Annotated in this window: 1 protein-coding gene; it reads left to right on the top strand. The window is 74.4% G+C overall.

All coding sequences use genetic code 11. From position 1 onward, the window contains the following. Nucleotides 1-11 precede the first annotated feature (11 nt). Complete coding sequence (locus tag ACWEF6_RS14745) at nucleotides 12-14,534, top strand: SDR family NAD(P)-dependent oxidoreductase (RefSeq protein ID WP_449683391.1); 14,523 nt, start codon at nucleotides 12-14, stop codon at nucleotides 14,532-14,534. Nucleotides 14,535-14,545: the final 11 nt, after the last annotated feature.

Below are 14,545 nucleotides of genomic sequence, written 5' to 3'. Positions count from 1 at the left end.
GGAGCTGAACCATGGCCACGCCCGAGAAGGTGCTCGACGCGCTGCGCGCCTCCGTCAAGGAGGCGGAGCGGCTGCGGCGGCAGAACCGGCAGCTCGTCGAGGCCGCGACCGAGCCGATCGCCATCGTCGCGATGGCCTGCCGGTTCCCCGGCGGCGTGCGCTCGCCGGAAGGGCTGTGGGACCTGGTGGTCCGTGGCGGGGACGCCGTCTCGGCGTTCCCCGCCAACCGCGGCTGGGACACCGCGACGCTGTTCGACGACGCCGATCGCCCGGGCACGACCTACGCCCGCGAAGGCGCCTTCCTGCACGACGCCGACCTCTTCGACGCCGGGTTCTTCGGGATCTCGCCGCGGGAGGCCCTGGCCATGGACCCCCAGCAGCGGCTGCTGCTGGAGACCTCGTGGGAGGTCTTCGAACGCGCCGGGATCGACCCGGCGGCCCTGCGCGGCAGCCGGACCGGCGTGTTCGTCGGCTCCAACGGCCAGGACTACCTGACCCTGCTGCGCTCCTCGGCCGAGGACGTCGAGGGCTACCTCGGCACCGGCAACGCGGCGAGCGTCGTCTCCGGCCGGCTGGCGTACCTGTTCGGGTTCGAGGGTTCGGCGCTGACCGTCGACACGGCGTGCTCGTCGTCGCTGGTCGCGCTGCACCTCGCCGCGCAAGCGCTGCGCCAGGGCGAATGCGACCTGGCGCTGGCCGGCGGCGTCACCGTGATGGCGACGCCGGGGACGTTCGTCGAGTTCAGCCGCCAGCGCGGGCTCGCCCCGGACGGCCGGGTCAAGGCGTTCGCCGAGGCGGCCGACGGCACCGGCTGGGGCGAAGGCGCCGGCGTGCTGCTGGTCGAGCGGCTGTCGGACGCCCGGCGCCACGGCCACGACGTCCTCGCCGTGGTGCGCGGCTCGGCGGTCAACCAGGACGGCGCGTCCAACGGTCTCACCGCGCCCAACGGACCGGCCCAGCAACGGGTGATCCGGGCGGCTCTGGACAGCGCTCGGCTGTCCACTTCGGACGTCGACGTCGTCGAAGCCCACGGCACCGGCACCACTCTGGGTGACCCGATCGAAGCCCAGGCGCTCCTGGCGACCTACGGCCAGGACCGGGAAACGCCGTTGTGGCTGGGTTCGGTGAAGTCGAACATCGGCCACACCCAGGCGGCGGCCGGTGTCGCCGGGGTGATCAAGATGGTCATGGCCATGCGCCATGGCGTCCTCCCGAAGACGTTGCACGTCGACCGTCCTTCGTCCCATGTGGACTGGTCGGCCGGTGCGGTGGAGCTGCTGACCGAGCCGCGCGAGTGGACGGCCGACCGGCCGCTGCGGGCCGCGGTGTCGTCGTTCGGCGTCAGCGGCACCAACGCGCACACCATCCTCGAGTCCGTCCCGCCCGCCGAGCCCGTGCCCGCGGAGGCGCCGGTGGGCACGCTGACGCCGTGGCCGCTGTCGGCGAAGACGCCGGAAGCGGTGCAGGAGCAGCTTTCCCGCCTCGCCGAGGTGCCGGCCGACCCCGCGGCCATCGCCCGGACGCTGACCACCCGGACCGCCCTCGGCCACCGCGCGGTCGTCCTCGACGGCAAGGTGGTCACCGGGGAAGCCCGGGAGGACACCCGGCTGGCGGTGTTGTTCACCGGCCAGGGCGCCCAGCGGATCGGGATGGGCCGTGAGCTGTACCAGCGGTTCCCGGTCTACGCGTCGGCGTTCGACGAAGTGTGCGCGCACTTCCGGCCGGAGCTGCGCGAGGCCTTCGACGACGCCGAGCGCCTGGAGCGCACGGAGTTCACCCAGCCGGCGTTGTTCGCTCTCGAAGTCGCTTTGTTCCGCCTGGTCGAGTCGTTCGGCGTACGCCCGGACTTCGTCGCCGGGCATTCGATCGGGGAGATCGCGGCCGCGCACGTGGCCGGGGTGCTGTCCCTGTCCGATGCGTGCACGCTGGTCTCGGCCCGAGCCTCCTTGATGCAGGCGCTGCCGCCGGGCGGGGCGATGGTCTCGATCGCCGCGCCGGAGCCGGCCGTCACCTTGATCGAGGGCGTCTCGATCGCGGCGGTGAACGGCCCCGAGTCGGTGGTCATCTCCGGCGAGGAGTCCGCGGTCCTCGAAGTCGCGGCGCAGTTCCCCAAGACCAAGCGCCTGTCGGTGAGCCACGCGTTCCACTCGCCGTTGATGGACCCGATGCTCGACGAGTTCCGCGCGGTCGTCGAACAACTCCAGTACCACCCGGCCGAGATACCGGTGCTCTCGAATGTGAGCGGTGCTCTCGCTTCGTCGTTCACGGCGGACTACTGGGTCCGGCACGTCCGGGAACCGGTCCGGTTCGCCGACGGTGTCGCGGCACTCGAAGCCGAAGGTGTCGGCACCTTCCTCGAACTCGGCCCCGACGGCGTCCTCAGCGCGATGGTGCCGGGGGCGGCCTTCCCCGCGCTGCGGCGGGACCGCGACGAGGAACGCACCCTGCTGACCGCCCTGGCCGGGATGTGGGTCCGCGGCGGCACCGTCGACTGGGCGGCCCACCTGCCCGCCGGACCGCGGGCCGACCTGCCCCCGTACCCGTTCCAGCGCGAACGGTTCTGGCCGCGCCCCGCACGGCACCACGTCGAGCTCGACCGGTACCGGATCGCCTGGACTCCTTTGGCGCCCACCGGGACGCGTGCCCTCGCCGGCGACTGCCTCGTCGTCGACCCGTCCCCGCAGCTCGAAGCCGCCCTGGCCGGGTGGGACGGCCGCGTGGTGCGCCTCGACGGCCCGGTCACCGCCGAGGACCTGCGGGGCATCGACCCGGTCGTCGTGCTCAGCGGCGCCGGACCGGAACCGGCCATCGGCCTCCTCCGGGCCCTCGGCGACGCCGGGATCGACGCGCCGCTGTGGTGCGTCACGTCGGGCGCCGTCCGGGTCACCGACGCGGACCCCGCACCGGATCCGGACCAGGCCGCCGTCTGGGGCCTCGGCCGCGTCGCCGCGCTCGAACACCCGGACCGCTGGGGCGGCCTGATCGACGTTTCGTCCACTGTGGACCCGAAGAATTTCCAGGCGTTGCTCGGCGGTGGCGAGGACCAGATCGCCCTCCGCGCGGAAGGGATCTTCGGTCGTCGGCTCGAGCACGCGCATCCGACGGGTCCGAAGTGGACTCCGCGCGGCACTGTGCTCGTCACCGGCGGCACCGGAGCGCTCGGCTCGCACGTCGCCCGCCGTCTCGCCCGCGAAGGCGCCGATCACCTCGTGCTCGTCTCGCGCCGGGGCGCCGACGCGCCGGGTGCCACCGAACTGGGCGCGGAACTCGCCGAGCTGGGCACCCGGGTGACGTTCGCCGCCGGCGACGTCGCGGACCGGGACTTCGTGGCCGACCTCCTGGAGCGGGTCAGCCCCGGGCTCACCGCCGTCGTGCACACGGCCGGCGTCGTCCGATCCGCCCCCCTGTCCGAAGTGGACGACTTCGCGGACCACTGGGCGGCCAAGGCAGCCGGCGCCCGCCACCTCGACGAACTCCTCGCCGACACCGACCTCGACGCGTTCGTCCTCTTCTCCTCGATCGCCGGCGTCTGGGGCAGCGGGCAGCAGGGCGGCTACGGCGCCGCCAACGCCTATCTCGACGCGCTCGCCGAAGCCCGCCGCGCCCGCGGCCTGGCCGCCACCGCGGTGGCCTGGGGCCCGTGGGCGGACGGCGGGATGGCCGCCGACAACGACGCCGAGGACTACCTGCTCCGCCGCGGCCTGCGCGCGCTGAACCCGGACGCGGCCGTCTCGGCTCTGCTGCACGCCGCGGGCGGCGACACGAACGTGACCGTTGCCGACGTCGACTGGCCCCGGTTCACCGCCGCCTTCACCTCCCGGCGGCCGAGCACGCTGCTGAGCACGATCCCCGAAGCCGTCCTCGAAGAACCGGTGGCCGAACCCGGCGGTCTCGTCACTCGGCTGCGCGGCCTGTCCCCGGCCGCCGCCGGCGACGTGCTGCTGCAGCTGGTCCGCGACCAGGCCGCCGCGGTGCTCGGCCACCCCAGCGCGGCCGCCGTCGCCCCGGACCGGGCGTTCCAGGACCTCGGCTTCGACTCCCTGACCGCGATCGAACTGCGGGACGCCCTGCGCACGGAAACCGGCCTCGCGCTGCCCGCGACGCTCGTCTACGACTGGCCGACACCGGCGGCGCTCGCCGGGCACCTGCGGGCCGGCGTCCTGGGGGACGCGGTCGCCGTAGCCCCCACGACGGTGTCCGCGGCCGCCGACGAGCCGATCGCGATCGTCGCGATGAGCTGCCGGTACGCGGGCGGCGTCGCCTCGCCGGAAGACCTGTGGCGCCTGGTGTCCGAGGGTGCGGACGCGGTGTCGGGCTTCCCCGCCGACCGCGGCTGGGACCTGGAGAACCTCTACGACGCCGACCCCGCGCGGCTCGGCTCGGTGACGGTCACCGAAGGCGCGTTCCTCGACGCTGCGGGCGCGTTCGACGCCGGGTTCTTCGGCATCTCGCCGCGTGAAGCCCTTGCGATGGACCCGCAGCAACGGCTCCTGCTGGAGCTCGCGTGGGAGGCCTTCGAGCGCGCGGGCCTCGACCCGGCGACCCTGCGGGGCAGCCGGACCGGCGTCTTCGCGGGCACGAACAGCCACGACTACATGACCCTGCTCCTCGGCTCGGCCGACGTCCTCGAAGGCCACTTGGCCACCGGCAACGCGGCGAGCGTCGCCTCGGGCCGGCTGGCCTACACCTTCGGGCTGGAAGGCCCGGCCGTCTCGGTGGACACGGCGTGTTCGTCGTCGCTGGTCGCGCTGCACCTGGCGGTCCAGTCGCTGCGGCTCGGCGAGTGCACGATGGCCCTGGCCGGCGGGGTGACGGTGATGGCCACGCCGGGCACGTTCGTCGAGTTCAGCCGCCAGCGCGGCCTCGCCGCCGACGGCCGTTGCAAGGCCTTCGCCGACGCCGCGGACGGCACGGCCTGGGGTGAAGGCGCCGGCCTGCTGCTGCTGGAGCGGCTGTCGGACGCGCAGCGCCACGGCCACCGGATCCTGGCCGTGGTCCGCGGCTCGGCGGTCAACTCCGACGGCGCGTCGAACGGCCTGACCGCGCCGAACGGCCCGGCCCAGCAGCGCGTCATCCGCGCGGCACTGGCCGACGCCGGACTGTCCACTTCGGACGTAGACGCTGTCGAAGCACACGGCACCGGAACGACCCTCGGCGACCCGATCGAAGCCCAGGCGTTGCTGGCCACCTACGGCCAGTCGCGTGAGGCGCCGCTGTGGCTGGGCTCGGTGAAGTCGAACATCGGCCACACCCAGGCGGCGGCGGGTGTCGCGGGTGTGATCAAGATGGTGATGGCGATGCGGCACGGCGTGCTGCCGCGGACGTTGCACGTGGACACGCCTTCGTCCCATGTGGACTGGACGTCGGGTGCGGTCGAACTGCTGACCGAGTCGCGCGAGTGGACGGCCGACCGTCCGCTGCGGGCCGCGGTGTCGTCGTTCGGCATGAGCGGCACCAACGCGCACACGGTCCTGGAAGCCTTCCCGCAGGCCGAAACCGCGCCCAGTCCTGAGGCGGGGCCAGTGCCGTGGGTGCTGTCGGCGCGGTCGGCCGACGCGTTGCGCGGGCAAGCGCAGGCTCTGCTCGCGCAGGTCGGCGCGTCTCCGGCCGACATCGGCTTTTCCTTGGCGACCACCCGGGCTTCGCTCCCGCACCGCGCGGTCGTGATCGGCGACGTCGCTGCGGGCCTGTCCGCGCTGGCCGAGGGCACCCCGGCGGCCAACGTCGTCACCGGCGTGGCCGAGGCGCCGGGCAAGGTCGCGCTGGTGTTCCCCGGCCAGGGCTCCCAGTGGACCGGGATGGCGCTCGAACTCGCGGAGTCCGCACCGGTGTTCGCCGCCCGGCTGGACGAGTGCGCGACCGCGTTGGAATCCTTTGTGGACTGGCGACTTCGTGACGTGCTGGCCGATGCGGAGGCGTTGAGCCGGGTCGACGTGGTACAGCCTGCCTTGTTCGCGGTCATGGTGTCGCTGGCGGAGCTGTGGCGGTCGTTCGGCGTGGTCCCGGACGCCGTCGTCGGCCACTCCCAAGGGGAGATCGCCGCTGCGGTCGTCTCAGGTGCACTGTCTCTTGAGGACGGGGCACGCGTGGTGACCCTGCGCAGCAGGGCGATCCTCGCCCTGGCCGGCCGCGGCGGAATGGTCTCGGTGGCCGCACCGCTCGACGACGTGGCGGCGAGGCTGGGCGACGGACTGTCGATCGCGGCGGTGAACGGCCCCACTGCCGTCGTCGTCTCCGGGGCGCCGGCTGCGCTCGACGAGCTGATCAAGTTCTGCGAAGCCGACGGGATCCGCGCGAAGCGGGTGCCGGTGGACTACGCCTCCCACTCCGCCCAGGTCGAACAGCTGCGCGACGAACTCCTCGACGTCCTGGCCCCGATCACACCCCGCCCGGGCGAAACCGCCTTCATCTCGACGGTGACCGGCGAGTGGAACGAACACGTCGATGCCGAGTACTGGTACACCAACCTCCGCAGCACCGTCCGCCTCGACACGGCAATCGAGCGCCTGAAGAGCGAAGGTTTCGGGACGTTCATCGAAGCGTCACCGCACCCGGTGCTGACCATGGCGCTCGGCGAGGACGTCGTCGCGCTGGGCTCTCTCCGCAAGAACGACGGCGGCCTCACCCGCTTCCACACCGCCCTCGCCGAGGCCCACCTCAGAGGCGTCACCATCGACTGGACGCCGGCGTTCCCGGACGCCCACGTCGTCGACCTCCCCACCTACGCCTTCCAGCGCAAGCAGTATTGGCCCCGCCCGGCCGCGCGCACCGGCGACGCCGCCGGGCTCGGCCTCGGCGCCGTCGACCACCCGCTGCTCGGCGCCGCCGTCACCCTCGCCGACGACGACCGGCTCGTCCTCACCGGACGGCTCTCGCGGCAGACCCACCCCTGGCTCGCCGACCACGACATCCTCGGCGCCGCCCTGCTGCCCGGCACGGCGTTCGCCGAACTCGCGCTCCACGCGGGCGACCACACCGGCTGCGGCACCGTCGAAGAACTCACCCTCGGCGCGCCCCTCGCCGTGCCCGCCACCGGCGGCGTCCAGCTCCAGGTCGTCGTCGACCCGCCGGGCGAAGACGGCCGCCGCGGCCTGACCATCAGCGCCCGCCCCGACCAGCCCGGCGCGCGCTGGACCCGGCACGCCCAGGGCGTCCTGGCCCCCGGTTCTCCCGAACCCGCCGGGCTCCCGGCCGAATGGCCCCCGACCGCCGAACATCTCGACGTCGACGCCCACTACGCTGCGCTCGCCGAGGCCGGCTACCACTACGGGCCCGCCTTCCGCGGCCTCCGCGCGGCCTGGCGCCACGACGGCGCGGTGTTCGCCGAGGTCGAGCTGCCCGGCACCGACGCGTTCGCCGTGCACCCCGCCCTGCTCGACGCCGCCCTGCACGCACTGGGGCTCGGCGGGTTCTTCCCCGACGACGGCCAAGCGCGGCTGCCGTTCGCCTTCACCGAGGTCGCCCTGTTCGCCACCGGAGCCACCGCCCTGCGGGTGCGCCTGGCCGCGGCCGGGCCGAACGCGGTCTCGGTCGTGGCCACCGACCCGGCCGGAAACCCGGTCGCCAGCATCGGCTCCCTCGCGTTCCAGGTCACCTCGTCCACAGTGGACGCAACGCCGGAGGCGTTGTTCCGCACGGAATGGACCCCGCTCGCCCAGGTCGTGAGTGGTAAGGCGGGTTCTAACCCGCCTTACCACTCACAACTGGCCAGGCTCGATGTCGTGCCGGCCGCTGTTGTGCTGCCGGTGACGAGTGTCGACCAGGTCCTCGAAGCCGCGCAGGAGTGGCTGGCCGACGCGCGGTTCGCCCACGCCCGGCTCGTCGTGCTCACCACCGGCGCACTCGCCGCGCTCCCCGGCGACCCGGTGCCCGCCCTGGCCCAGGCCCCGGCGTGGGGTCTGATCCGCTCGGCGCAGTCCGAGCACCCGGGCCGGTTCGTGCTCGTGGACGTCGACGACCGGGCCGACGTGACGGCCGCGATCGGAACCGCGCTCGCCTCGGGCGAACCGCAGGTCGCCGCCCGCGCCGGGACGCTGCTCGTCCCGCGCCTCGCCCGTCCGGCGGCGGAGCTGACCCTGCCCGCGGACGACGCCTGGCGCGTCGGCACCACCGGCACCGGCACGCTCGAGGGCCTGGCGACGATGCCGGTTCCCGAAGCCGAACTGGGGCCCGACGAGATCCGGGTCGAGGTCCGCGCGGCCGGGCTGAACTTCCGGGACGTCCTCATCACCCTCGGGATGTACCCGGGCCAGGCGCTGATGGGCGGCGAGGCCGCGGGTGTCGTCCGGGAAACCGGGGCACGGGTCCGGGGACTCGCCGTCGGCGACCGCGTCACCGGCCTGTTCACCGGTGCGCTCGGCCCGGTCGCGGTCACCGACCACCGCCTGGTGACGCCGATGCCGGCGGAGTGGAGCTTCGCCGACGCCGCGTCGGTGCCCGTCGCCTTCGCCACCGCCTACTACGGCCTGTTCGACCTCGGCGGGCTCGAAGCGGGCCAGTCCGTGCTCGTCCACGCGGCCGCGGGCGGCGTCGGGATGGCCGCGGTCCAGCTCGCCCGCTGGAAGAACGCCGAGGTGTTCGCCACCGCGAGCACGTCGAAACACGACGTGCTCGAAGGACTGGGGCTCGACACCGTCCACATCGGAGACTCCCGCTCGCTGTCCTTCGAGGACCACTTCCGCGAAGCGACCGGCGGCCGCGGTGTCGACGTCGTGCTCGACGCCCTGGCCGGCGAGTTCGTCGACGCGTCCCTGCGGCTGCTGCCGCGCGGCGGCCGGTTCGTCGAGATGGGCAAGGCCGACGTCCGCGACGCCGAAGACGTCGCCCGAGCCCACGAAGGGGTGCGCTACCGCGCGTTCGACCTCATCGAAGCGGGCCCCGAACGGCTGCAGGAGATCCTGCGCGAACTCGCCGGGCTCTTCGAAACCGGCGCGCTCACCCCGCTGCCGCGGCGGACCTGGGACATCCGGCAGGTGCCGGAGGCGTTCCGGTTCATCAGCCAGGCCCGGCACGTCGGCAAGAACGTCGTGACCCTGCCGCGGAAACCCGACCCGGACGGCACCGTGCTCGTCACCGGCGGCACCGGTACGCTCGGCGCCCGGATCGCGCGGCACCTGGTGACCGCGCAGGGCGTCCGGCGGCTGCTCCTGCTCAGCCGCCGCGGCCCGGACGCTCCCGGCGCCACCGAACTGACCGACGAGCTGACCACCCTGGGCGCCGAAGTCTCCGTCGTCGCGTGTGACGCGGCCGACCGGGACGCGCTCGCCGAGGTGCTGGCCGACCGGCCGCTCACCGGGGTGGTGCACACCGCCGGGGTCCTCGACGACGGCCTGCTGACCAGCCTCGATCCGGCGAAGCTCGCGGCCGTGCTGCGGCCCAAGGTCGACGCCGCCGTCAACCTGCACGAGCTGACGCGCGACCAGGACCTCGCGTTGTTCGTGCTCTTCTCGGCGGCCGCGGGCGTGTTCGGCACGGCCGGGCAGGGCAACTACGCGGCCGCGAACACCGCCCTCGACGCCCTGGCCGCGCACCGCCGCGCGCTCGGCCTGCCGGGCGTGTCCCTGGCCTGGGGCCTGTGGGCGGAGGCCAGCGGCATGACCGGCCACCTCGGCGCCGCCGACCTGGCCCGGATGTCGCGGGGCGGCATGACCGGGCTGTCCGACGTCGAAGGCCTGGCGCTGTTCGACGCGGCCATCGCCCGCGGCGAAACCTTGGCCATCCCGGCCCGGCTCGACCTCTCCGCCACGACCGGCCCGGTGCCGCCGCTGCTCCGCGGGCTCGTCCGCGGCACCCGCCGGACCGCCACGGCGGTGCCGACGGGGGACGACCTGACCGCCCGCCTGCGGAACCTGCCGGCCGCCGAGCGCGACCGCCGGCTGCTGGAGCTGGTCCGCGACCACGTCGCCGCGGTGCTCGGGCACGACACGGCCGGCGAGATCGAGCCGGGCCGCTCGTTCGCCGAGCTCGGCTTCGACTCCCTGACCGCCGTCGAACTGCGCAACCGGCTCGGCGCCGCGACCGGCCTGCGGCTGCCCGCGACGCTCGTCTTCGACCATCCGGCCCCGGCGTCTCTGGTGGCCTTTCTGCGGACCGCGCTCTTCGGTGCTGAGCCCGAGCCGGCCGCGGTGGTCCCGGCCGGCGCGACCGGTGACGATCCGGTCGTCATCGTCGCGATGAGCTGCCGCTACCCGGGCGCGGTCACCTCGCCGGAGGACCTGTGGGCCCTGGTCGCGGGCGGCGTCGACGCGATCTCGCCGTTCCCCTCCGACCGCGGCTGGGACCTCGACGGCCTGTACGCGCCCGAACCCGGGACGCCGGGCCGCGTCTCCACGCGCAACGGCGGGTTCGTGGCCGACGCCGGCCGGTTCGACCCGGAACTGTTCGACATCTCGCCGCGCGAAGCGCTGACCATGGACCCGCAGCAGCGGCTCCTGCTGGAAGCGACGTGGGAGGCGTTCGAACGCGCCGGCATCGACCCGCTGTCGGTCCGCGGCAGCCGGACCGGCGTGTTCGTCGGCGCGGCCACCTCCGGCTACGGTGCCGGCGCGGCCACCGACGGTCTCGAGGGGCACCTGATGACCGGCGGGACGTCGTCGGTGGCCTCAGGCCGGCTGTCGTACGTGTTCGGCCTGGAAGGCCCGGCGCTGACGGTGGACACGGCGTGCTCGTCGTCGCTGGTCGCACTGCACCTGGCGGTGCAGTCGCTGCGAAGCGGCGAATGCGACCTGGCGCTCGCGGGCGGGGTGACGGTCATGCCGACGCCGGGCGTGCTGCTCGCGTTCAGCCAGCAGCGCGGCCTGGCCGGGGACGGCCGGTGCAAGGCGTTCGCCGAGGGCGCGGACGGCACCGGCATGGCCGAGGGCGTCGGCCTGCTGCTGGTGGAGCGGCTGTCGGACGCGCGCCGGCACGGGCACGACGTCCTGGCCGTGGTGCGCGGGTCGGCGGTGAACTCCGACGGCGCGTCGAACGGCCTGACCGCGCCGAACGGCCCGTCCCAGCAGCGGGTGATCCGGGCCGCCCTGGCCGACGCGGGCCTGCGTCCGTCCGAAGTGGACGCTGTGGAGGCGCACGGTACCGGGACGAAACTGGGCGACCCGATCGAAGCCCAGGCCCTGCTGGCGACCTACGGGCAGGATCGTTCGACGCCGTTGTGGCTCGGCTCGGTGAAGTCCAACCTGGGCCACACCCAGGCCGCGGCCGGGGTCGCGGGTGTGATCAAGATGGTGCTGGCGATGCGGCACGGCGTCCTGCCGCGGACGTTGCACGTGGACGCGCCGACGTCCCAAGTGGACTGGACGTCCGGTGCGGTCGAGCTGCTGACTTCGGCGCGCGAGTGGACCTCCGACGGGCCGCGGCGCGCGGGTGTCTCATCGTTCGGCATCTCGGGCACCAACGCCCACACCATTCTCGAGCAAGCCCCGGACGCCGTGGCCGAGGAGCGCTCGCCGGTCACCGGCCCGGTGCCGTGGCTGCTCTCGGCCAAGACCCCGGCGGCCCTGCGTGCCCAGGCCACCCGGCTGCACGACTTCCTCAGCGACCGCGAAGTGCACCCCGCGGACGTGGCGCTGAGCCTGGCCACCACCCGCGCCGACCTCGGCCACCGCGCCGCGGTCGTCGGCGAGACCGGCCCGGAGCTGCTGGCCGGGCTGGCCGCGCTCGGCGACCTCGGCGCCCTCACCGGCAGCGGGACACCCGGCCGCCTGGCCGTCCTCTTCACCGGGCAAGGCGCGCAGCGACCCGGGATGGGCCAGGAGCTGTCCGCGCGGTTCCCGGTGTTCGCGCAGGTCTTCGACGAGGTCCGCGCCCTGCTCGGCGACGTCGGACCGGGCGACCTCGACCAGACCGGGCATGCGCAGCGGGCGATCTTCGCTCTCGAAGTCGCGCTCTTCCGGCTCGTCGAATCCTGGGGCGTCCGGCCGGACTTCGTGGCCGGGCACTCGATCGGCGAACTGGCCGCCGCGCACGTCGCCGGCGTGCTGTCGCTGCCCGACGCGTGCATGCTGGTCGCCGCGCGGGCGGGCCTGATGCAGGCGCTGCCCGAAGGCGGCGCGATGGTCGCCGTCGGCGCACCCGAAGCGGACGTCGAGGCCGCGTTGACCGACGGCGTCGGCATCGCCGCGGTCAACGGGCCGGCCAGCACCGTGCTCTCCGGTCCGGAGCCCGCCGTGCTGGCGCTCGCGGGTGAGTTCGCGGCCCGCGGTGTCAAGACCAAGCGGCTGCGCGTCAGCCACGCCTTCCACTCGCCGCTGATGGACCCGATGCTGGCGGAATTCGGGACGGTGGCGGCGAAACTGACCTACCGCGAGCCGGTGATCCCGGTCGTGTCGACCCTGACCGGCGCGCTCGTCTCGTCGTTCACGGCCGACTATTGGGTGCGGCACGTGCGGGAGACCGTCCGGTTCGCCGACGCGGTCCGCACCCTCGCCGACCAGGGGACGAGCACCTTCCTGGAGGTCGGCCCCGACGGCGTCCTCTCCGCGATGGCGGCCGAAACCGCCGACGTCCCGGCGATTCCGACCCTGCGCGCCGGCGAAGACGAGCCGCGGGCCGTGGTCACGGCGTTCGCGCGGCTCCGGACCGCCGGTTTCCCGCTCGACGCCTCGGCCCTCCTCGAAGGTGCCCGGCGGACCGAACTGCCGACGTACGCCTTCCAGCGATCGCACTTCTGGCTCGAACCCGCTTCTCCGGCGTCCACTGTGGACGCTGGCCGGTACCGGGTCGGCTGGCGTCCGGTGGCCGCGTCCGCGGGACGGCTGACCGGCCGCTGGCTCGTCGTCGGCGATGTCCTCGCCGACGACGTCGCGCGGGCGCTGGCCGCTCACGGCGCCGAGCCGGTGGTCTCGTCCGGTGCGGGGGACCGCGCCACCCTGACCGCTCTGCTGCGCGACCACGCCGACGTCGAGGGTGTCGTCTCGTTGCTGGCCCTCACCGGTGACGCGGAGGCGGGGCTCGCCGCCAACCTGACGCTCACCCAGGTTTTCGCCGATTCCGGCGTCCCGGCCCGGCTGTGGTGCCTCACCCAGGGCGCGGTGCACGGCGTTTCCCGCCCGGACCAGGCGACCACCTGGGGTTTCGGCCGGATCGCGGCGCTCGAGCTGCCGTCCGCCTGGGGCGGCCTCGCCGACCTGCCGGAAACCCTCGACGCGGCGGCCGGGGCCCGGCTCGCCGCGGTCCTCGCCGACGGCACCGAAGACGAGGTCGCCATCCGCGCGGACGGCGTCTTCGCCCGCCGGCTCGCCCCCGCCCCGGTTCGGGAAACCCGGGACTGGCGGCCCCGCGGCACGATCCTGATCACCGGCGGCACCGGCGCGCTGGGCGCCGCCATAGCACGGGAACTCGCCGAGGCAGGCGCCGAACACCTCGTCCTCACCAGCCGACACGGCGTCGAGGCACCCGGCGCGGCCGAGCTGGCCTCGGAGCTGTCCGCCCTCGGCGTCCGCGTCACGCTCGCCGCCTGCGACGCGGCCGACCGGGACGCCCTGGCCGGCGTCCTCGCGGCGATCCCGGCGGACCTGCCGCTGACCGCGGTGGTGCACGCGGCCGGGACGGGCCAGCACGGCCCGCTCACCGAGATCACGCCCGAGGAGGTGTCCGCCGTCCTCGCCGGGAAGGTGGCCGGCGCGCGGCACCTCGACGAGCTGACGCACGACCTCGACGTGTTCGTGCTGTTCTCCTCGATCTCCGGGGTGTGGGGCAGCGGCGAGCAGGCGGTTTACGGCGCGGCCAACGCCTTCCTCGACGCGCTCGCCGAAGAACGCCGTGCCCGCGGGCTGGCCGCGACCGCGATCGCGTGGGGCCCGTGGGCCGGCTCGGGGATGGCGGCCGACGCCGACGCCGTCCGGATGCTGCGCGGACGCGGCCTGCCGCCGATCGACCCGGCGAAGGGTGTCGCGGCCTTCCGGCAAGCCCTGGCCGCCGACGACCCGGCCGTCGTCGTCGCGGACGTCGACTGGGCCCGGTTCACGCCGGTCTTCACCGCGGCCCGCCCGCGCCCGCTGCTGGCCGACCTCCCGGCAGCACGGGAGGCCGCGGCCGAGCCGGAGCCGACGTCGACCGGGTTCGCGTCGCTGCCCGCGGGGGAGCGGCCGAAGGCGCTGCTCACGCTGGTCCTCGACCAGGTCGCGGGCGTGCTCGGGCACAGCTCGGGCGCGGCGATCGGGCCCGAACGCGCGTTCAAGGAACTCGGGTTCGACTCGCTGATGGCTGTCGAGCTGCGCAACCGGCTGGGCGCCGGGACCGGGCTGAGCCTGCCCGCGTCGCTCGCCTTCGACCATCCGACGGCCGCCGACCTGGCCGAGGAACTCGACCGCCGGTTCGGGGGCGGCGACTCCGGCGTCCGCCTGCTCGACGAGCTCGATCGGCTCGAGGCTGCGTTCGAGACGGCCACCGAAGCGGACCTGGCCCGCGACGAAATCACCGTGCGCCTGAGGAGCGTCCTCTCGCGGTGGACCGAGCTGGCCGGCGGGACCGACCTGAGCGGCGCCGGCGACGACGAGCTCTTCGACTTCATCGACAGCACCTTCCGGACTTCTTGAGACAGTGGGGC

Source organism: Amycolatopsis sp. NPDC004772, assembly GCF_053601215.1.
This window is presented reverse-complemented; position numbering and strand designations above follow the sequence as displayed.